Raw genomic sequence first — 21,915 nt, 5'->3', positions numbered from 1 at the left:
ATCCGACTGAATCACTTCTTCACATTCCCCTGTGAGCTGTTCAGCCAATCGGGTAAAGTCGCACGATGCGATTGATCGTCATGCTGCTGTTGCTACTGTTCATCGCCGGGGGGGTGATCCTGGGGGCGCTCAATGCGGACCTCGTCGGTTACGACCTCGCGTTTGCGCGTATCCAGGTGCCGAAAGGCGCGGCCTTGCTGGCCATGCTCGCGCTGGGCTGGATTCTCGGCGGCCTGACCGCATGGCTTGGCGTCACCACGCGCCATCGCCGTGAGCGGCGGCGTGCGGCCAAGGTCAAAGGCGCCAAGGCAAGCAAAGCATCATGAGCATCTTCTATTCGCTGCTGGCGCTACTTATACCGGCAGCCTTCCTGAGTGGATGGTGGACGGCGCGGCGCGCGGGGGTGCGCCGTTCCGGGGTGCAGGTCAGCGAGCTCTCCTCCGATTACTTTCGCGGCCTGAACTATCTGCTCAACGAGGAGCAGGACAAGGCGATCGAGGTGTTCCTCAAGCTCGCCGAATACAACCGCGACACCGTAGAAACGCACTTAGCGTTAGGCAACCTGTTTAGGCGTCGCGGTGAAGTGGATCGAGCCATCCGTCTGCATCAACATCTGGTCTCCCGACCCGGTCTTTCGGAAGGGATGAAGACCGTGGCCTTGCTGGAGCTGGGCGAAGACTACATGCGCGCCGGTCTGCTCGACCGCGCCGAAGCGCTGTTCTCGGATCTGGTGGCGATGAACGCACATGCGCCCTCGGCGTTGCGCCATCTCATCGCGATCTACCAGCACGAGCGCGACTGGCACAAAGCCATCGAACACGCGCGCCGCCTGGAAACCATGACCCGCGAAGAAGAGGGCACCACCATCGCGCAGTTCTACTGCGAACTGGCCGAGCAATCGCGCCAGCATGGTGCGCGTGCCGAGGCGCGGGAATATCTGCAGCAAGCTTTTGCATCGCAGCCTAATTGCGTGCGCGCCTTCATGCTGACGGGACGCCTGCATGCGGAAGAAGGGCAGCATGCCGAGGCGGTGGATGCCTACGAACGCGCCGTCGAAGCAGATATCGCCTTTGTGCCGGAAATCCTGCCGCCCTTGCTCGACAGCTACGCGCGCTCCGCGCAGATGGAACGCGCGGAACGTTTCCTGCGCGACATCCTTGCGCGCTATCACGGCATCTCGCCCGTGCTTGCACTGACGCATCTGTACCAGCAGCGCGATGGCGAAAAGCCCGCGATCGATTTCCTTACGTCGCAATTGCGCCAACGTCCTTCCGTGCGCGGGCTGATGGCTTTGATCGATGCGACCATGGACAAGATCGAAGGCGAGGCGCGCGAGAACTTTCTGATTCTGCGCGACCTCACGCGCAAGCTGCTCGAAGGCCAAGCGATGTATCGCTGCAGCCATTGCGGCTTCGGCACCAAGGCGCATCACTGGCAGTGCCCGAGCTGCAAAGGCTGGAGCACGATTCGCCCCATTCACGGGGTGGCCAATGAGTGACGCGATGGCGGCTGGTTTTGCCCCGATCGCGCTCGCCATTGTCTTTGCCTTGCTAGTTGCGCTGGGCGTGGTGCGCGCGTCCATTGTCTATGCCCATCGCCGCGGCATGCTTGACCAGCCGGGGCAGCGTCGTTCGCACACCATACCGACGCCGCGCGGCGGTGGCATCGGCATCGTGGTGGCGGCCCTGCTGACGATGCCGATATGCCTGCTGCAACCTTCATCGCCGTGGCCGCTTCACGTGACTATCACGCTGTTGATCGCAGCCGCGATGATTGCCTTGATCGGCTGGTGGGACGATCACAATTCCTTGCCAGTTCTTCCACGCTTTGGAGTGCAATTATTCGCTGTTGCCCTGTTTTTAGCGGCGTTGGTCAGTGGCCCCCTTGGCTGGCTGTGGATACCGCTCTGGGTGCTGGGTGGAACGTGGAGCATCAACCTGCATAACTTCATGGACGGCATTGACGGTCTGCTTGCGCAGCAAGGCATGTTCGTAGCCTGTGGCCTGGCCGTGCTGGCGGGGTGCATGGACCAGCCCGCGCTTGCGGGTGCTGCCGCTTGCGTGGCGGCGGCTTGCCTGGGCTTTTGGTACTACAACCGCTCGCCGGCGCGCATTTTCATGGGTGACGTGGGAAGCGGCACCATCGGCCTGCTGCTTTTTGCGCTGACTGCCATGTTATGGCGCCTGTATTGGCCACTGGTGTGGCCGGCCCTGATTCTCAGTTCAGCTTTCGTGACGGATGCCAGCCTTACGCTGCTCACCCGTATGCTGGCAGGCAAGCGCTGGTATGCTGCGCACCGCGAACATCTGTATCAATGGATTGTGCGCAGGGGCCACACGCATGCGGCAAGTGCAGCATGGTATCTGGGGTGGAATCTGCTGATCGCGGCACCGTTGGCCGCGTTGGCGTTCAAAAAACCAGGGATCGGGCTTTTGGCCTGCGTCGTCACTTATGCGATCGCGGCGGTCGTTTGGGTTCAAGCCAAGCGTCGCCTGATCAAGCGGGATCGATACAAGGTTCGTCATGTCCATACGTAAATGGGTCGGCACAGTTCATCCGCGGGCGGCAGTAGTTCTGCATGACCTGCTCGTTACGGCCATCGCCTGGTGGGTCGCCAAGGAATTGCGCTACGCGCTTGATCCGAAGCTGCTCATCGCTTTCGAACCGTATGAATTTCCGATCGTGCTCGCCGTGCAGGGCATGGTTTACGCGTGGACCGGCCTTTACAAAGGCGTGTGGCGTTTCGCCAGCCTGCCGGATCTGTGGAACATCCTGCGCGCGGCCATCGTCGGTACGGTGGCGATCGGTGTTTCGCTGTTCCTGTATGGACGTCTGGACGGTGTACCGCGGTCGGTGTTGCTGCTGTATCCCTTCGTGCTGGCGCTGTTCCTTGGTACGCCGCGTCTGGCCTATCGCTTCTGGAAGGACAGCCGCATCGATCTTTTCATGAATGCCAAGACGCAGCGCGTGCTGATCGTCGGTGCCGATAGTGCCGGTGAAGCGCTGTCGCGCGATCTGCATCGTGATACGCGTTTCATGGTGGTCGGTTTCGTGGACGACCGGCGTTCGTTGCGCGGTGCGCGCATCAACGGCAAGCCGGTGCTGGGTTCGCTGGAGCAACTGCCGGATGTGGCGAAAGAAGCCGCCGTGCAAATGCTGCTGATCGCCTTGCCGGGTGCCAGTGCGCGGCAGATGCGCCAGGTGGTCGAGCTGTGCGACCGCACCGGCTTGCCTTATCGCACGGTGCCCAAGCTCGAAGACGTTGTCGCCGGTCGTGCCCAGTTCAACCAGATCAAGGAAGTATCGATCGAAGATCTGCTCGGCCGCGATGCCGTCGAGCTGGACTGGACACGCATCCGCGAAACGCTGACCAACCGCAGCGTGCTGGTTACCGGCGGCGGTGGCTCGATTGGTTCGGAGCTGTGCCGCCAGGTTGCGCGACTGGGCGTGCAAGCGCTCACCATCGTGGAATCCTGCGAATACAACCTCTATCAGATTTCGCAGGAATTGCGTGCGGCCTATCCGGAGCTGCTGCTCAATAGCGTGCTTGCCGATTGCGGCGATGCCATCGCGATGCGCCGTCTATTTGCCGAAGCAAAACCGCAAGTGGTTTTCCACGCGGCTGCGTACAAACATGTGCCGATGCTGCAGGGGCAACTGCGTACCGCGGTGCGTAACAACGTGATGGCGACACGCAATGTGGCCGACCTTTCCAGCGAAAGCGGTGTGGAATGCTTCGTGCTCATCTCCACCGACAAAGCCGTCAACCCGACCAGCGTGATGGGCGCGTGCAAGCGCATCGCGGAAATCTATTGCCAGAACCTCAACGCGCATTCGAACACGCACTTCATCACCGTGCGGTTTGGCAACGTGCTGGATTCGGCCGGCTCCGTGGTGCCCTTGTTCCGCCAGCAGATCCAGGGCGGCGGTCCCATCACGGTCACGCATCCGGAAATCTCGCGCTACTTCATGACCATTCCGGAAGCCACCCAGCTGATCCTGCAGGCGGCGGCGATCGGGCAGGGCGGTGAAATCTTCGCGCTGGACATGGGCGAGCCGGTGAAGATCCGCGATCTTGCCGAACAGATGATCCGGCTTGCCGGCAAAAAGCCCGGCACGGAAATCCCCATTGTCTACACCGGCCTGCGTTCGGGCGAAAAATTGTTCGAAGAACTATTTCACCCGCTGGAAAACTACAGCGCGACGACACACAACAAGATATTTCTAGCGCAGCACCGGCCGGTATCGTGGGACTTGCTGCAGGCGCAGATGGCCAAGGCCACGCATGCCGTACAGAGTTTCAATGAAGACGAACTGCGCCAGTGCGTATCCAGTTTGCTTCCATCATTCAGCTGGAGCGACGTTGCCCAACCGAGCAACGTGATTCCGCTACGCCGTACCGACATTGGAGAGAAGTGAGTGAGTAAACCATTGCGCAAGGTGGTGTTTCCGGTGGCCGGCCTCGGCACGCGTTTTCTCCCGGCCACCAAGGTGGTCGCCAAGGAAATGCTGCCGGTGCTGGATAAGCCCCTGATCCAGTACGCCGTCGATGAAGCCGTCGATGCCGGGGCCGATACGCTGATCTTCGTCACCAACCGCTACAAGCACGCCATCGCCGACTATTTCGACAAAGCCTACGAACTGGAGGCCAAGCTGCAGGAAAAGGGCAAGGATGAATTGCTCGCCCTGGTTCAAGGCACGCTGCCGCGCAACGTGCGCGCCATCTTCGTCACCCAGCCCGAAGCGCTTGGCCTTGGCCATGCCGTGCTGTGCGCCAAGCCGGTGGTAGGCGATGAGCCGTTCGGCGTGGTGCTGCCGGACGACCTGATCTGGAACAAAGGCAAAGGCGCGCTGGGCCAGATGGCCGAGCTTGCCCAAACCGAAAACGCCGGCGTCATCGCCGTGGAAGAAGTGCCGCACGACCAGACCGACAAATACGGCATCGTCGACGCCGAACCGGTCAACGAGCGCAGCGCGCGTATCCGCTACATGGTCGAAAAGCCCAAGCCGGCGGATGCGCCGTCCAACCTCGCCGTGGTCGGTCGTTATGTCTTGCCCGGCCGCATCTTCCAGTTGCTGGAACAGACCACCCCGGGCGCTGGTGGCGAAATCCAGCTCACCGACGCGATCGAGGCATTGCTGACGGAGCAGGGCAAGGTATTGGCCTATCGCTTCGAAGGCACGCGTTTTGATTGCGGCAACAAAGCCGGCCTGGTGCGCGCCACCATGCATATGGCGATGCAGGACCCCAGCCTGGCGAAGGTCGTGCGCGAAGTCGCCAAGTCGTATTAAGCGTTCGCGTATGTGCAGGTTGGGGTGAGCGTGTGCGAACCCCAACCCACCATGGCTAGCCGAGCCCGTAGGCTGGGACGAAATCCCAGCACCACCATGTCAATCAAAGCTGGGATTTCGTCCCCGTCGACAAATCAAACCAGCAGCACCAGCCCCGCGCCGATCGCGGCAAGCCCAATCGCTTGCGCTACCAGCTTGCTCGCGGGCACCAGTCGCTCGGCCGTGATCGCCACTGTCACGAATGCCATGGCACGCAGATCCATCACACCGATCACCAACTGAATTGCGGTCAGATTGGCGCAGCTCAGGCAGCAATGCAGTCCTAGATACATGCCTTGCTCCCACGCCGACATGGCGTGTGGGGGCAGTGCATGAGTATCGCGCAACGCTTCACGACAACGCGCGAGACGACAGGTTTTCCAGTGGGTGAATTGCACGGCGCCGGCGGCCATCACGATCATGCTGGCCATCGGTGGCACGCTGCGCGCCAATGCCGGCCATTGCATTTCTGCTGCTGCAAACGTGGTGCCCAGCAGAAAGACCAGCATTCCAAACACGGCCCATACGGCAAAATAGCCTGTACCCACCGACACGGTCAGCCACCCCGCCTGCCTGCCATCGGTTGTTCTGATGGCCTGACGATAGCGTCGCAGCGTGGGGACCAAGGACGGCAACATCATCGCCGCCATCATCACGCACCACATGGCGATGAAAGACGCTGTCGCACCGCCCCACGTCTGGCCCGGCATGCGCATCCACATCATCGACATCGACCAGCCGCCTGGCATCGGCATGGCATCCATGCGGGACATGGACGCGCACCCGACGATCGTCAGCACCGCACTGGTGGCGAAGATCGCCGCCGAAGCGGCGAAAAAGGTCCGTTCGGAAGTCTGCGAGGTGATCATGGCTGTCTCGATGCAGCAGGTCTCATAGGGATGACGTAGCAGGGGTCGTGTTTTCGACATGCGGGGGCGATACCATCGAACTGGCGAAAGCTGGGACCCGCGGTCTTGGGATATCCGGAAAGTCGCTGTGCCCCGGCGCTCGCCGGGGCGACGGCTGGAGTGCCTTACCGCTTGTCGTATTCGTCGTGACGCCGCCACCAAACCCCGGTTTCATTACGTCCCTTCGGCGCACGGTCCAACCACTGGAACATGCCCCACAAGTCATCCAACCCGCGCGCGTACGTCGAATAGGTGTGATAGACAACGCCATCCTCCAGCACGAACGCGCTCACACCAGGCCGTTCTCGCACATAGGTCAGCGCATCCGTTCCACTTGCCTTCGCGTGATCGAGGACGACTTGCGGAAATTCGGTCGTCGCGTCCATCGCATGCCCGCCGCGCTGATAGTTGTATTCGTAGGTGCCTTCGCGCTGTTGTTCCTCGGTGATGGAGACGGTGAAATCGAAATTGAAATCGCCGCCTTGCGAAGACGCCCACGGAAACGTCCATCCCAGCCGCCGTTTGTACGCCTGCAATTTCCCCAGCGGCGCGCGCGATACCGCCCACAGCATCACGTCATGATGGGCCAGATGCGTGGCGATACCGTTGAATCCATCGGCAATCGCTGAGCAGGACGGGCAACCCATCGCAAACTCCGGACCGAACATGAAGTGATACACCAGCAATTGCGAGCGCTCGCGAAACAGGTCCGCTAGTGAAGCGCCACCCTCGTCGGTATCGAAGCGATAACCCTTGTTGACAGGCACCCACGGCAACGCTTGGCGCTGGCGTGCCAGCTCATCGCTGCGGTGTGTGAGTTCTTTCTCCGCCTTGAGCAGCTCGATGCGCGCTGCCAGCCATTCTTCGCGTGTGCCGATCGTATGCGTGGTCATGGTCTACTCCGTTCTCCGAATGCCCTGATGCGTTGGTCGTGGGTCACGGCCGGGTGCTCCGCGGCCATGGGCTATAGTTGACGCCCAGGTCCCGAACGGGCGGGAGTGACAAGTGTGGCGCGATCTTTAGAGCCTGTTTAAGGCAACACTGATTAAGTATCGCCGTCGTCACCCGCCCTGTCTGTTCGCAGGGCACAGGGCCGTCGGCGAAGGCAGACTGGTTGTCTGTCGAGACGACGGACCGAAGGCATGCGGACAGACAGGGCGGGTGACGGCGCGATACTTAATCAGTGTTGCCTTAAAGCCCCCGCACAACCACCTGACCGCCGCTCAGCCACCAGGCAAACGACGCAGTGACTCTAAACAGGTTCTTATGGACTCACTGATCACCGCAGCCGCGCGTGCACTCGCCATTGGTGATCCCCTTGGCGCCCTGAAGCGGGTTGCCCTGCGCGAGGATGCGCCCGGCCTTGCGTTGCGAGGCATCGCCATGGCGCAGCTCGGCGATTTCGTTCGCGCGAAGGCGCTGCTGCGAAGTGCTGCACGCCGCTTCGGTCCGAAAGAGGCTGTAGCAAGAGCCCGATGCATCGTTGCCGAAGCCGAAATTGCCCTCGTGTCGCGCGATTTGAGTTGGCCAGTCAAGGCGCTCGAAACGGCACGTGCCACGCTGCAATCGCATGGCGACCGCATCAATGCCGCGCATGCGCGCACTATCGAAATTCGGCGCTTGCTCCTGCTTGGCCGCATCGATGACGCCGAACGCATGCTCGCAGAACTCGATCCCTCACCGTTTCCGCCTGCATCACGCGCCGCGCATGAACTTGTCGTGGCAGGTATGGCGATTCGGTGCCTGCAAACAAAGCGTGCGCGCGCTGCGCTGGCGCGGGCAGGGCATGCTGCGCACGTGGCGAAGATTCCAGCGTTGATGGCGGAAGTCGAAAGTGCATCGCGGCTATTGGATGCTCCGGCTGCCCGCTTGATCGCACGCGGCGAAGAACGCTTGCTGCGCTTGGAAGATGTCGAAACGCTGCTGGCGTCACCGGCCTTCGTCGTGGATGCATGCCGTCACGTCGTGCATGTCGACAACACCGTCATCTCGCTGGCGACACGTTCCATCTTGTTCGCGCTGTTGCGTCAGCTGGCGCAAGCCTGGCCTGCCGACGTATCGAGAAGCCAGCTTATCGCCGACGCCTTTCGCACCAGGCATGCCGATGAATCGCACCGCGCACGCTTGCGTGTCGAAATGGGCCGATTGCGTGCCATGTTGCGACCGATGGCCGAGATAAGCGCGACCGAGCGAGGCTTCGCGATAACGCCGCATCATGCAAGCGACGTCGTCGTACTGGCGCCACCGACCGAAGAACGGCATGCCGCCGTACTCGCCTTGCTTGCAGACGGCGAGTCATGGTCGAGTTCCGCCTTGTCCATGGCTTTGGGCGCCAGCCCTCGCACCGTGCAGCGTGCGCTCGAATCGCTGGCCGCAAGTGGCAAGGTGCAGTCGTTCGGCCGCGGACCGGCACGTCGCTGGATGACACCGCCGGTACCGGATTTTCCGTCGATTTTGTTACTCCCCGGTCCGCTGCCCGGTGATTAGGATGACTGCCATCCATCCATCAGGACTCACGACATGAAACGATCCCCCGCCCAAGTCATCCGTGAGTACGGTCCATTTCCTGGCATCGATCAGGTGGCTGGCGTGACCTACGACGGCGAGCATCTGTGGTTTGCCTCCGGCGACAAGCTCAATGCGCTCGATCCGGATAGCGGAGAGCTGGTGCGCTCCATGGACATCGCAGCACATGCAGGCACGGCTTTCGACGGCCAGCACTTGTTTCAGATTGCCGAAGACCGCATCCAGAAAATCGATCCGAAGAGCGGCCAGGTGCTCGCCACCATTCCGGCGCCTGGTCATGGCGGCGACTCCGGCCTTGCCTGGGCCGAAGGCTCACTATGGGTTGGCGAATACCGGGAACGGAAGATCCATCGCATCGATCCCGACACCGGCACCGTGCTCAACACCATCCAGTTCAATCGCTTCGTTACCGGCGTTACCTGGAGCGATGGCGAGTTATGGCATGCCACGTGGGAGGGCGACGAGAGCGAAGTGCGGCGCGTCGATCCACAAACCGGCGAAGTGTTGGAACAACTCGACATGCCCGCCGGCATGGGTGTGTCCGGACTCGAATCCGACGGCGGCGACCGGTTTTTCTGCGGCGGCGGAAAAAGCGGAAAAGTAAGGGTTATCGCGCGACCCAAATGATGCACGTAGGCTGGGATGAAATCCCAGCATCGCCATATCCATCCATGCTGGGATTCCATCCCAGCCTACGGTTGATCTAGTCGCCGCCGAACTGCCACGCCGTCACCGAATCGTGCCAGAATCCTGACCGCAAGCTGCCATCTCCTTACGGCAGCCTATGCATGGGGAAATCCTGTTCTCACCCGCTTTATGCCTGCGGCATAAGGCATCCCCGCGAATTGAAGAATGCCCGGTGGGCTTGCCCGCCGGGTTGCCTAACGGATTGAACATGGGATGGCATTATGGATTTGCTGCGGTTTCTGCTTTTACTCCCGGTGCGTTTGCTGCGCGGTGTCTTGGCCGCGCTGGGGTGGCTGCTCAGCCCACTGGTCGGCCAGGTGAACTGGTCTGCGCCGGGATGGATGCATGTGGTGCGGCGCCGCCCGCTGCACTCGTTGGGCATCGCCGCTGCCGTAGCGGTGATGGCAGGCGGTGGATGGTTCGGCTGGCACTGGTACAAGCATCGGCCACGGCCGCATGAACCGGTACGCATCACCTGGACGGTCAACGCGCCGGATATCAGCGATTACACCAAGCAGCCGCTCAGCATCCATCCGCTGGAGCTGGTCTTTTCCGCCTCGGCCGCGCCGATCGAGCTGGTTGGCAAGCCCGTCACCGATGGCATTGCGATGCAACCGCAAGCGAACGGCCAGTGGACGTGGGTGGACGATAAGACCCTGCGTTTCACCCCGGCCGCCGACTGGCCGGTGGGGCAGCACTACAAAATCCGCTTCGATATCCCCAAGGCTTTCGCCCACCACGTGCTGATGGCGGACGATCATGTCGACTTCGATACCCAACCCTTCAAGGCGACGCTGGGCAAAGGCGAGTTCTATCAGGACCCCCAGGATCCCACCGCCAAGAAAACCATCATCCAGATGGACTTCAACTACCCCGTCGATCCAGCGCAGTTTGAAAAGCGCATCGCGCTGAGTCTGCAAGGGCAGGGGGATACCTCATCGACGCCGCTGAAATTCAGCGTCACTTACGATCCCAACAAGCTGCATGCATGGATTCATTCGCAGCCGCTTGCCCTGCCGCGCGATGACGGCGCGGTATCGCTCACGCTCGACAGCGGCGTGCGCAGTTCGCGCGGCGGCAACGGTACCGACGACAAGCTGCAGACCGGCGTGCGCGTGCCGGGCCTGTATAGCCTCACCGTCAAGGACATCAGCCCCACCCTGGTCGACAACGACAAATACGAGCCCGAACAGGTGATGGTGGTCAATCTCAGCGGCGCCGTGCGCGATAGCGAGCTGGCCTCGCTGGTGCATGCGTGGGTGCTGCCGGCGCGCAAGCCGCACGTCGCCAAGCAAGCGGGCGACGACGACAACGAAAGCGACGACAACCAGGGGCAAGCCAACTATCCCTGGAGCGAAGGCGAGGTCGGTGAAGACATCCTGCGCAAGGCCAAGCCGTTGCCGCTCGAAGTCGTGCCCACGGAAAACGACTACCAGGAGCTGCAAAGCTTCAAGTTCCACGCCGATCCCGGCCAGCGTATCTACGTGCGCATCGGCAAGGGCCTGAAATCCTTCGGCGGCTACGTGCTGGGCGCTCCGGCGAGCGCGGTGATGACCGTGCCCGATTACCCGAAACTGTTGCGTTTCATGGCCGATGGCTCGCTGCTTTCCATGAGCGGCAGCAAGCGCGTCTCGGTGGTATCGCGCAACATGACCGGCATGCGCCTGGTCATCGGCCGTGTATTGCCGGATCAGTTGCAGCACCTGGTCAGCCTCAACCAGGGCGACTACAAGCATCCGCAATTGCCGTATGACTTCGGCGAAGAGCACATCGTCGACCGCTTCGAGATGAAGCGTGCATTTCCCACCGGCGATCCCGCGCACGCGCACTACGAGGGCGTGGATCTTGGGCAGTACCTGCAATCCGGCAAGCGCGGCGTGTTCCTGCTGCATCTCTACGATTTCGATCCCGCGCAAGCCAAGCAGCAGGCCGAAGATGCGGCCAAGGCCAAGGCGCTGGCCAAACAGGGCATCGCGCCGCCGCCAGCGGGTGCCAAGCCGGATGACGATGACAACACGGCGTCCGCCGATGCTTCAAGCGACGCATCCGACAGCGAAGACACCTCCAACGCGCAAGACAGCCGCCTGATCGTCGTCACTGACCTGGGCATGCTGGTGAAGCGCGCGCTGGATGGCAGTCAGGATGTGTTCGTGCAATCCATCCACACCGGCCAGCCGGTGGCGGGTGCCACCGTGTCCGTGCTGGCAGTCAATGGCCAGACGCTGTTTACGCAGGACACCGGCGCCGACGGCGATGTGCATTTCCCTACCTTCAAGGGATTGGATCGCGACAAGCGTCCGGCGATGTACGTGGTGAAAAAGGCGGATGATCTTTCGTTCCTGCCGATCGGCGGCAGCGACCGGCAACTGGATTACTCGCGCTTCGATATCGGCGGCGATGCTAGTTCGGTCAATCCCGGCACGCTGTCCGCTTACCTCTTCTCCGACCGCGGCATCTATCGTCCGGGCGACGACATGCATATCGGCCTGATCGTGAGGGCGGCCAGCTGGCTGCGCAACGTCGCGGGCATTCCACTGCAAGCCCAGGTGGTCGATCCGCGCGGCGTCACGGTGAAGCAGGTGCCGTTGACGATGGACAATTCCGGTTTCGGCGAACTCACCTATACCACGGCGGAAACCGCACCGACCGGCACGTGGACGGTGAATCTGTACATCGTGCGCGACGGCAATGCCGATACGCAGATCGGCAGCACCACCGTGCAAGTGAAGGAATTCCAGCCCGACCGCATGAAGGTCAGCGCCAAGCTGTCCAGCCAGGTCGCCGAAGGTTGGGTGAAACCCGATGGACTCAAGGGCCTGGTCGATGCGCAAAACCTGTTCGGGACGCCGGCCGCGGATCGCCGCGTGGAAGCCTCGCTCACGTTGCGCCCGGCATGGCCCTCGTTCCATAGCTGGCCTGACTATCACTTCTTTGACGTTCGACGTGCGAAGGACGGTTACGAGGAAAACCTGCAAGACGGCAAGACCGACGACAAGGGTCATGCCGAATTCGATCTTGATCTGAAGAAGTATGCCGATGCCACCTATCAGCTCTACTTCCTGGTCAAGGCGCACGAGCCCGAAGGCGGTCGCAGCGTCGCAGCTGCCACGCAATCGCTGGTATCGAGCAACGATTGGCTGATCGGCTATCGCAGCGAGGACGATCTGGATTACGTCAGCCGCAACGCCGTGCGCAAAGTGCGCCTGGTGGCGATCGATCCTCAAGCAAAATCGATCAAGCTCGATGGTCTCAAGGCGCAGCTGATCGAACGCCGCTACGTCTCCGTGCTGACCAAGCAGGATTCGGGTGTCTACAAATACGAATCCAAGCTCAAGGAAATCCCCATCACCGAGCAGCCGCTGAGCCTTGCGGCCGGTGGCATGGATTACACCCTGCCCACCGATAAGCCGGGCAATTACGCGCTGGTCATCCTGCGTGGCAGCGATCGCGTGGAAGTCAACCGCGTGAGCTATTCCGTGGCTGGCGATGCCAACGTGTCGCGCTCGCTCGATCGCAATGCGGAACTGCAGCTCACGCTGGACAAAGCCGACTACAACCCCGGCGACACCGTCAGCATTTCCGTGCATGCGCCGTACGTCGGCAGCGGCCTGATCACCATCGAGCGCGACCAGGTCTACGCGCATGCATGGTTCCATGCCGACACCACCAGTTCGGTGCAGCAGATCACCATCCCGAAGGACTTCGAAGGCAACGGCTACATCAACGTGCAGTTCATCCGCGATCCGTCGTCGGATGAAATCTTCATGAGTCCGCTGAGCTACGGCGTGGTGCCGTTCTCGGTCAACCTGGATGCGCGTCGCGATGCGGTCAAGGTGGACTCGCCCGCGCTGGTGAAACCCGGCGACAACGTCACCTTCCATTTGCACGCCGATCATCCGGCCAAGGCCGTGGTGTTTGCGGTGGACGAAGGCATTCTGCAGGTGGCGCGCTACAAGCTGGGTGATCCGCTGAAGTTCTTCTTCCGCAAGAAGATGCTGGAGGTGCAGACCTCGCAGATCCTCGATCTGATCCTGCCGGATTTCGAAAAACTGATGGCCTTGGCGGCAGCGCCGGGCGGCGATGCGGATGCGGCGATCAGCCGACAGCTCAATCCGTTCAAGCGCAAGCGTGATAAACCGGTGGTGTATTGGTCGGGCATCGTCGACGTCGATGGCGACAAAGACTTCACCTATACCGTGCCCGATTACTTCAACGGCAAGCTGCGGGTGATGGCGGTGGCCGTGTCGCCGGATCGCGTGGGTACGTTCGAAGGCGCGACCACTGTGCGTGGCGATTTCGTGCTCTCGCCCAACGTGCCGACGACGTTGGCGCCGGGCGATGAAGTGGAAGTGAGCGTCGGTGTTGCCAACAACCTTGCCGGTCTCGGCGGCAAGCAAGTGCCGGTGGCGGTGAGCCTGCAGACCGGCCCGCAACTGCAGGTGGTTGGCGCGGCGACGCAGACCATCAACCTCGCGGAAATGCACGAAGGCGTGGTGAAGTTCCGCGTCAAGGCAATGGACAAGCTCGGCTCTGGCCATCTCGCCTTTACGGCAGCGTATAACGGCAAGTTGGCGCATCAGGCCGTGGATGTCTCGGTGCGGCCGGCAGCGGCGTATCGCACCCAGGTCGACCTCGGCCAGGTGTTCACGCGCAGCCAGGCGGAAGTGTCGCCCTTGCGGCAGATGTACGACGCCTATGCAGCGCGCGATGCGGCGTTCTCGCCGCTACCGATCGTGCTTGCCCAGGGCATCACCAGCTACCTGGTCAACTATCAGCACTACTGCAGCGAGCAGGTGGTGAGCATGGCCATGCCGCGCCTGATCGTCAGCAAGTGGCCGCAGGTACCGGTGTTCGCGCATGCCTTGCAGCCGGCCTTCGGCGGCGAAGATGCCAAGAAGATCAGCAACCAGGAAGCACTCGGCAAACTGGTGGATGTGCTGCACTCACGCCAGAACAGCGCGGGCGGTTTCGGCCTGTGGTCGGCGACGCCAGATGCGCAGCCCTTTGTTTCCGACTACGCCATGAACTTCCTGCTGGAAGCGCGCGACCGTGGCTCCGCCGTGCCGCAGGACATGCTCGATGCCGGCAACAAGTACTTGCAGCAGTTGGCCGCCAACGATGGCATGGATTCGTTGGATCTATTGCGCCAGCGCGCTTACGCGGCGTACCTGCTGACGCGCCAGGGCAACGTCACCACCAACGCGCTCGCTTCGATCCAGAGGCGGCTGCAGGAGGCGTATCCCAAAGTGTGGAAGAACGACCTTGCCGCGGCATGGCTGGCCGCGTCGTACAAGCTGCTCAAGCAGGACGACGAAGCCAACCGCCTCATGGCCGGCCCCGAGCAAGTGCTGGCCCGTTCCAAGTCCGACGAGGCCTACAGCTACGGCTACTACTACGACCCGCTGGTGCGCGACGCGAGCGTGCTGTACCTGCTGTCCAAGCATTTCCCCGAACGCGCCAAGGCCCTGCCGGCGCGCGTGTTCGAGAACATCGCCTGGCCGCTCGCGCACGATTACTACAACACGCTATCTTCCTCAATGACGATCCTGGCGCTCGATAGCTATGCCGGCCAGACCGGCGGCGAACTGGACAAGCTGAGCATCCAGGAGGTGCATGCCGACGGCAGTGCAAAACTGATCTCCAGCATCCAGGGCAACCTGTTGCAGGCAGGCAGCTGGGATGCCGCGGCCACCAAGCTGCGCTTCGTCAACCAGAGCGAACTGCCGGCGTGGCGCATCGCCAGCCAGAGCGGCTACGACCGCGTGCAGCCGGACAAGGCGATCGCCAATGGCCTGGAAATCATTCGCGAGTACACCGATGCACAAGGCAAGCCGCTCGACACGGTCAACCTTGGCGAAGAGATCGATGTGCACGTAAAGATCCGAGCCACCGGCAGCGACGCCGTGGGCGACGTCGCCATCGTGGACCTGCTGCCAGGCGGTTTCGAGCCAGTGATCGAACCGCCGCCGGCCGTGGACGCTGCGCAGAACAGCGATAGTTCCGCCAACGATAACTCCAGCGATGGCAACAGCCAGGACAGCAACACCAGTGCACCGCCGGCCTGGCGCTCGCCGATCGGTCTGTCGCAGTCGACCTGGCAGCCGGAGTACGCGGACATTCGCGAAGATCGCGTGGTGATCTACGGCGAAGCCACGCCGGATGTACGCGAGTTTGTCTATCGCATCCGTGCTACCAACGCAGGTACGTTCGTAGTGCCGCCGGCGTATGCGGAGTCGATGTACGAGCGCACCTTGCAGGCACGCTCGGCAGGCGGGAAGTCGCTGAAGGTGATGGAGAAACCCTGATCCAATGCACCCTCGCCCAGTCGGGCGAGGGTTCTTGTAGGCTGGGATGCAATCCCAGCATCAGGAGTTCGCTGGAAAGCTGGGATTGCATCCCAGCCTACGCATCTGAGGCAGATGTTGGGTGTATTGGTACGCATGCAGATGTTCATGAAACTCCTGCGCATCATGGGCCACTGGATCGTGCGCTGGCAGAACTGGCTCGTCGCCGCCGCACTTGTATGGGCCGTGCTGATCGGCTGCCGCCTGTGGCCGCATCCGTCCTTGCGCAGCTGGCAACCGTCCTCCACGGCCGTCTACGACAGCAAAGGCCACTTGCTGCGCCTGACGCTCGCCAGCGACCAGCAATATCGCCTGTGGGTTCCGCTGAAAGACATTTCCCCACAACTGGTCGACGGCGTGCTCTTGCACGAGGACCGCTGGTACGCCTGGCACGCGGGCTTCAATCCCTACGGACTGCTGCGTGGCGCCTGGATCACCTATGTGCGGCGCGGCTCGCCACAAGGCGGCTCTACCGTCACGATGCAATTGGCACGCCTGCTGTGGAAACTCAACACGCGCACGCCGCTGGGCAAGCTGCGCCAGATCGCACGCGCCGTGCAACTGGAGCTGTTTTATTCCAAGCACGACATTCTCGAGGCGTATCTCAACTTCGCGCCTTATGGCGCCAATGTGCAGGGTGTAGCCACCGCCAGCCTGGTGTATTTCGGCAAGCCGGCCAGCCAACTCACCTTGCCGGAAACCTTGACGCTGGCCGTCATTCCACAAAACCCTTCGCGCCGTTTGCTTACCGGAGAGGGTGCAAACAATACGTTGATCAGCAACGGCTTGGCGGATGCACGTAATCGCCTGTACCAGGCATGGCTGCCCAAGCACCCGCAAGACGCCAGCTTGAAACCGCTGTTCGCACTACCGCTTGCACTTCGTCCGCGCAGTCGTCTGCCGTTTGAAGCACCGCATGCCGTCGACCAGATCTTGGCCGCGCAACAGTTGAACGACAACACGCGCAGCGCGGTGGTCACCAGCACGCTGGACCTCGATCTGCAACGCATTCTGGAACGGCAAATCGCGCTGTACGTACAGCGCAAGGCATCCAGTGGCATCACCAATGCCGCGGCGATCCTGGTGGATACGCGCGACATGGGCATCAAGGCCATGGTCGGTTCGGCGGATTATCGCAATGCCGCCATCCAAGGCCAGGTCAACGGCAGCTTGGCGAAACGCTCGCCGGGTTCCACGCTGAAACCCTTCATCTATGCGCTGGGTTTCGATCAAGGCGTACTGCATCCGCAAACCGTGCTGCGCGATGTGCCGACGTCATTCGGTCCTTACACGCCGGAAAACTTCGACGGCAATTTCCTTGGGCCCATTACGGCTACGCAAGCGTTGATCCGCAGCCGCAACATTCCCGCCGTGTGGGTCGCTTCGCAACTGCACGAGCCCACGCTCTATGATTTCCTGCAGCAGGCAGGCGTCAACCGCATGGCCAGCGAGCAGCATTACGGCCTGTCGCTGGTGCTTGGCGGCGGCGAAGTCAGCATGCAGGAACTTGCCGGCCTTTACGCCATGCTCGCCAATCGCGGCATGCTGCGCCCCTTGCGCCTGCGCATCGATGATCCGCAACAGGAAGGTACGCGGCTGCTCAGCGATGAAGCCAGCTACCTGGTAACGGATATCCTGCGCCAGAATCCGCGTCCGGACGAGGTGATCGGTTCGCAAGGATTGCGCATGCCGGTGTCCTGGAAAACCGGCACCTCGTGGGCCTTTCGCGATGCATGGACGGCCGGCAGCTTCGGCCCCTATGTGCTGGTGGTATGGATCGGAAATTTCGACGGCAGCGGCAATCCCGCGTTCGTCGGCGTGGAAGCCGCGGCGCCGTTGTTCTTCCAGATCATCGATGCATTGCGTGCCGAACACGTGCCACTGAACGAACCGATCCGCGCCATGCCGGCCAACCTCAAGCGCGTACAGGTCTGCCTGGCCAGCGGCAACCTGCCGACGGAATGGTGTCCGCAAACCGGCATGACCTGGTTTATTCCCGGCAAATCGCCGATCCGTGTCGACACCATCTATCGCCCCGTGGTGATGGACGATGCGACCGGCAAGCCGGCCTGTCCTCCGTTCGATGGCAAGCGCACGCATGTCGAGGTCTACGAATTCTGGCCTTCCGACCTGCAGCGCGTGTTCGAGCAAGCCGGCATGCCACGCCGCCGCCCGCCGGTAAATCCGGATTGCAACGGCAACGAACGCGTGAGCGGTTTGCCACCCAGCATCACCTCACCCTTGCGCAGCAGCACCTATACCTTGCGCCTCAAACAGCTTGCCGACGAGCGTATTCCGTTTACCGCCACCAATGATGCGGACGTACGCGGTCTGTACTGGTTCGTCGACGATGCCTACGTCGGCCGCAGCACACCCGGCGAGCCACTGTATTGGCAGCCGCATGGAGCAGGGCGCTACACCGTGCGCGTGGTGGACGATCATGGGCAGGCCGATCAGCGCATCCTGGATGTTACGCTGGTTGAATAGCGTTACGTAGGCTGGGATGAAATCCCAGCATTTTGTTTGTGCCGGATGCTGGGATTTCATCCCAGCCTACATACAGGCCAAACTGCGTTATCCTCCGCGGGTTACCGCCCGGCTTACCTTCATGAAGCAATCTCCGGTGCCGTCCTATTACCGCGCCACGGCCATGCCGTATGAGCCTTATGCGCCGCTGCAGGGGCGCGCAGAAACGCGTGTGGCGATCATCGGCGGCGGTTTTGCCGGGCTGAATACCGCGCTTGGACTGGCCGAGCGCGGCGTGCGCGATGTGGTAGTGCTGGAGCGCGAGCAGGTCGGTTTCGGTGCATCGGGCCGCAACGGCGGTTTTGTATTCGGCGGTTATTCGCTGGGCGAGGAGGCGTTGCACCAGCAGTTGGGTGCAGAGCGTGCCAAGCGCATCTTTGATCTCACCACCGCCGCAGTTCAGCGCATACGCGAACGCGTCACCCGCTATGCCATCGCTTGCGACATGGTTGATGCGGGCGTGATCTGGGCCAACTGGTTTCGCGATCCCAACGTGCTGCGCAAACGGCAGCGTTTATTGGCCGAGCACTATGGTGTGCACTGGGAGTGGTTGCCGCAGGAGGAACTGCGCGAAATCGTGCGCAGCGAGCGCTATTACGACGGGCTTTACGAACGCAATGCCCTGCATCTGCATCCGCTGAATTACGCCATCGGTCTTGCTGCGGCGGCAGCCGGGCAGGGCGTGCGCATACACGAAAACAGCGACGTCTGGCGCCTGCGCCGCGAAGGTGGCCGTTGGCAGATCAGTACGCCGCAAGGCGAATTGCAGGCGGAACACGTGATACTTGCCTGCGGTGGCTACCTCGCCGGTTTGCATCGGCCGATCGACCGGGCCGTGTTGCCGATCGCCACCTACGTGATGGTGACCGAGCCCTTGGGCGACAGGCTGGACGAATGCCTGCAAACACGTGCCGCCATTTATGACTCCCGCTTTGCTTTCGACTACTACCGCCCCCTGCGCGATACGCGATTGCTATGGGGCGGCCGGATATCGATCCGCAACCGCTCCGCTTCCGCCGTGCAGCGTGTGCTGACGCGCGACCTGCTGCGCGTGTTTCCTGCGTTGAAAGGCATTCGCATCGACTACGCCTGGTCTGGCTTGATGAGTTATGCGCGTCACCAGATGCCGCAGATCGGCACCGATGGCCAAGGCTTATGGTGGGCGCAGGCATTCGGTGGGCATGGCCTGGCTCCCACTTGCGCCGCCGGTGAATTGCTGGCTGCGGCCGTCGCCGAGGGCAGCGAAGACTGGAAGCAGTTTGCCGACTACGGACTTGCGCATGCTTATAAACCCTTTGGTTTACTGGCAGCGCAAACCAGCTACTGGTGGCAGGAATTCAACGATTGGTTCAAGACGAGTCTGGAAGGATGAGCGAGCAAACGACCACGCAGGAAATCAGCTGGGCAGATTTCGAAAAAGTGCTGATCGTGGCGGGCACGATCACCCGCGTCGAACCTTTTCCTGAGGCACGCAAACCAGCGCTGAAAGTGTGGGCGGATTTCGGCCCTTACGGCGAACGCAAAACCAGTGCGCAAATCGCTGCGCTTTACACGCCGGAAACACTGGTCGGCCGGCAGATCGTGGGCGTGATCAATTTTCCGGAAAAGCAGATCGGGCCATTTCGTTCACAATTTCTGCTGACCGGTTTCCACGCCGAACAAGGTGTGGTGATCACCAGCATCGAGCGCCCGGTGCCGAATGGCACGAGGCTGGCCTGAGCGTAGGTTGGGGTGAGGCGCAGCCGAACCCCAACAATGCCATGCCTGCATGGATCCGAATGTTGGGGTTCGCCCCCCAACCTACGTCACGGGGTTAGGAGCCTGTCGGACTTTGGTTGGCCGGGCTGCAAATCCGCCTGACGCGGTCTCAAATACCGCCGAATCTTGCCCTGTGCAACCAGCACAGGGCGGCGATTCGTCGACATTTGATCCTCGCGCAGGCGAATTTTCGCCTCGACCACCAAAGCCCGACAGGCTCCTAGGCACGATCCAGCCACACGCCCAAACCCTGCGCATTGAGCTCGATATCCGTTCCCAGCCAATGCACCAGCGTCTCACGATCGCCATGCCAGCCATGTTCCGCCGTACGCGCCGCATAAAGCTGCGTCAACTCATGCACCAACCGTGCATGCCGATCGGTGGAATCCTTCGCATTGCGCGCAATCGCCACCATCGCATCGATCATCGCGTGCAACGCGCCGGCAAGCCGTTCGACCTGCTCGACACGACCAAAATGCGTGAGATACATCGCCGCGGGCTTCAACGCCACTAGCCGATCGATCGATGCATGCAAGGCATCCGGATCGAACTGCACCGGCGTGGTGGTGGGCAGAATGAACGGACCTTGCGAGGTGTCGAATTCGCGATAGGAGAGGCCAAACGTATCGCCGGTAAAACACACGTTGGCCTGCTCGTCGTAAATCGCCAGGTGATGCTTGGCATGTCCCGGTGTATCCAGGCAGCGCAACAGGCGACCACGCAAATCCACGATATGCCCATCCGGCGCTTCCACGATGCGCTCCGCCGGCACCGGACGGAGTCGCCCGTACGCTTGCTCCATGACTTCCTCGCCATACACCGCCATCGCACCGGCCCACAGCTGCGACGGATCGGCCATATGCCGCGCGCCGCGCGGGTGCACCACCAACCTGGCATTCGGCAAGCGCGCCATCAGTTCGCCTGCGCCGCCCGCGTGATCGAGATGCACGTGGGTAAGAATGAGCCACTCGACGTTCGAGGCATCCAGTTCAGCCGCGGCAAGCGCGCCCAACAGACGCGGCACGGAGTGATTGGTGCCGCAGTCGACAAAGGCGCCATGTCCGTTGTGAACCAGCAAATAGGCCGCGTCGAACGTGGGCCGCACAAAACCGGTGTCGATGGTATGAATGCCGTGGGAAGTCATGATGGACGTTACAGTCGAAAGGCCAACTATACGGCGCTTGCGCTCAAGCCATGGCGCGACACCCCAATTTCAGCTTCCCTGAACGTTCGTGTTCGGATAATGGCAAGGCCAGGTAGTCGTCGGAAGGAGAAAGCATCATGCATGTGAGTTCGATCCGCCTTTCTGCTTGCTTGTTGAGCATGGCGCTGCTGGGAGGCATGGCAGCCGCGGCGGCGCAAGATCAGCCACCGCCCGGTTCGGCATCTGGTCAAGGGCAGGATGCCGGCGTCGGCATGGCGCACACGGCCAAGACGAATGACATGGTCAACATGCACGGCATGCACAACATGCCGGCGACGGTGACACATGCCGATCCCAAGACCGGCATCGTCGATGTGACGGCGGAAGGCATGGCGCTTCGCGTGCATTTTCCGCCGGCATCCATGGTGAATTTGAAAGCGGGCGACAAGATCGGGCTATACATGGGCTACAGCCAGGCGAATGTCGTCAAATAGCGGGCATGTAGGCTGGGATGAAATCCCGGCATCGCCATGCCTATCGATGCTGGGACTTCATCCCAGCCTTGTATCTTGTTTTTGTGGCGGCCAGCTACCGTCACATGGCTTAGAGGAAGCTCGCTCCCAGCCTTAAGGGCCAACCTTGCGGCGTAGATAAAGCCCTCTAGCCCACTTGCACACCTCATCGACACTGG

16 protein-coding genes are annotated in these 21,915 nt (G+C 61.6%); 13 read left to right on the top strand and 3 right to left on the bottom strand.

Features of this window, described 5'->3' with window-relative positions:
• The first annotated feature begins 65 nt into the window (after positions 1–65).
• From VJR68_RS10355 to galU, 5 genes are read left to right on the top strand one after another with little or no spacing between them, the layout of a single operon-like run.
• Positions 66–326: a DUF1049 domain-containing protein gene (locus VJR68_RS10355; RefSeq protein ID WP_324147601.1), complete on the top strand. Its 261-nt coding sequence runs from the start codon at positions 66–68 to the stop codon at positions 324–326.
• A complete protein-coding gene (lapB, locus tag VJR68_RS10350; protein ID WP_324147600.1) occupies positions 323–1,498 on the top strand; it encodes a lipopolysaccharide assembly protein LapB in 1,176 nt (391 codons plus the stop codon). The genes VJR68_RS10355 and lapB overlap by 4 nt, the downstream gene beginning before the upstream one ends.
• Positions 1,491–2,537, top strand: a complete 1,047-nt coding sequence (locus VJR68_RS10345) for a glycosyltransferase family 4 protein (RefSeq protein ID WP_324147599.1) — start codon at positions 1,491–1,493, stop codon at positions 2,535–2,537. The genes lapB and VJR68_RS10345 overlap by 8 nt, the downstream gene beginning before the upstream one ends.
• Positions 2,524–4,419, top strand: coding sequence for a nucleoside-diphosphate sugar epimerase/dehydratase (locus tag VJR68_RS10340; RefSeq protein WP_324147598.1), 1,896 nt, complete (start codon positions 2,524–2,526; stop codon positions 4,417–4,419). Before VJR68_RS10345 ends, VJR68_RS10340 begins: the two co-directional genes overlap by 14 nt.
• Positions 4,420–5,292: a UTP--glucose-1-phosphate uridylyltransferase GalU gene (galU, locus tag VJR68_RS10335; RefSeq protein WP_324147597.1), complete on the top strand. Its 873-nt coding sequence runs from the start codon at positions 4,420–4,422 to the stop codon at positions 5,290–5,292.
• 134 nt (positions 5,293–5,426) lie between these two features.
• Here galU and VJR68_RS10330 read toward each other — a convergent pair whose 3' ends face one another.
• Positions 5,427–6,041: a DUF2182 domain-containing protein gene (locus VJR68_RS10330; protein ID WP_324147596.1), complete on the bottom strand. Its 615-nt coding sequence runs from the start codon at positions 6,039–6,041 to the stop codon at positions 5,427–5,429.
• Between VJR68_RS10330 and VJR68_RS10325 the strand changes: the two genes are divergently transcribed.
• Entirely contained in the window at positions 6,040–6,228 is a 189-nt protein-coding gene (locus tag VJR68_RS10325; RefSeq protein WP_324147595.1) for a hypothetical protein, read from the top strand. The two genes, VJR68_RS10330 and VJR68_RS10325, sit on opposite strands and share 2 nt — an antisense overlap.
• Before the next feature lie 136 nt (positions 6,229–6,364).
• Here the strand turns inward: VJR68_RS10325 and VJR68_RS10320 are convergent, their stop codons facing one another.
• Entirely contained in the window at positions 6,365–7,132 is a 768-nt protein-coding gene (locus tag VJR68_RS10320) for a DUF899 domain-containing protein (RefSeq protein WP_324147594.1), read from the bottom strand.
• Positions 7,133–7,505: 373 nt separating this feature from the next.
• On the opposite strand from VJR68_RS10320, the gene VJR68_RS10315 reads away from it, so the two are divergent.
• The 6 genes from VJR68_RS10315 (at position 7,506) to VJR68_RS10290 (ending at position 20,041) form a co-directional block, all read left to right on the top strand.
• Positions 7,506–8,726, top strand: a complete 1,221-nt coding sequence (locus VJR68_RS10315) for a helix-turn-helix domain-containing protein (protein ID WP_324147593.1) — start codon at positions 7,506–7,508, stop codon at positions 8,724–8,726.
• A gap of 33 nt (positions 8,727–8,759) precedes the next feature.
• Positions 8,760–9,392: a PQQ-binding-like beta-propeller repeat protein gene (locus VJR68_RS10310; protein WP_324147592.1), complete on the top strand. Its 633-nt coding sequence runs from the start codon at positions 8,760–8,762 to the stop codon at positions 9,390–9,392.
• A 281-nt stretch (positions 9,393–9,673) separates the two neighbouring features.
• Positions 9,674–15,757: an alpha-2-macroglobulin gene (locus tag VJR68_RS10305; RefSeq protein WP_324147591.1), complete on the top strand. Its 6,084-nt coding sequence runs from the start codon at positions 9,674–9,676 to the stop codon at positions 15,755–15,757.
• A gap of 147 nt (positions 15,758–15,904) precedes the next feature.
• On the top strand, positions 15,905–18,283 hold the full coding sequence (gene pbpC, locus VJR68_RS10300; protein ID WP_324147590.1) for a penicillin-binding protein 1C: 2,379 nt from the start codon (positions 15,905–15,907) through the stop codon (positions 18,281–18,283).
• A gap of 121 nt (positions 18,284–18,404) precedes the next feature.
• A complete protein-coding gene (locus VJR68_RS10295) occupies positions 18,405–19,694 on the top strand; it encodes an FAD-binding oxidoreductase (RefSeq protein WP_324147589.1) in 1,290 nt (429 codons plus the stop codon).
• Positions 19,691–20,041 carry a tRNA-binding protein gene (locus tag VJR68_RS10290; protein ID WP_324147588.1) on the top strand — a complete coding sequence of 117 codons (351 nt, stop codon included), beginning with the start codon at positions 19,691–19,693 and terminating at the stop codon, positions 20,039–20,041. The genes VJR68_RS10295 and VJR68_RS10290 overlap by 4 nt, the downstream gene beginning before the upstream one ends.
• 259 nt (positions 20,042–20,300) lie before the next feature.
• Here the strand turns inward: VJR68_RS10290 and VJR68_RS10285 are convergent, their stop codons facing one another.
• Entirely contained in the window at positions 20,301–21,224 is a 924-nt protein-coding gene (locus VJR68_RS10285; RefSeq protein WP_324147587.1) for an MBL fold metallo-hydrolase, read from the bottom strand.
• Between the two features lie 137 nt (positions 21,225–21,361).
• Between VJR68_RS10285 and VJR68_RS10280 the strand changes: the two genes are divergently transcribed.
• Positions 21,362–21,718 (top strand): hypothetical protein, encoded by a 357-nt coding sequence (locus VJR68_RS10280; RefSeq protein WP_324147586.1) that lies wholly within the window; start codon positions 21,362–21,364, stop codon positions 21,716–21,718.
• Positions 21,719–21,915 lie beyond the last annotated feature (197 nt).

It is taken from the genome of Dyella sp., from assembly GCF_035277725.1.
Taxonomy (GTDB): domain Bacteria; phylum Pseudomonadota; class Gammaproteobacteria; order Xanthomonadales; family Rhodanobacteraceae; genus Dyella_B.
The sequence above is the reverse complement of the archived record's forward strand: the minus strand, read 5'-3'. Positions and strand labels throughout refer to the sequence as shown.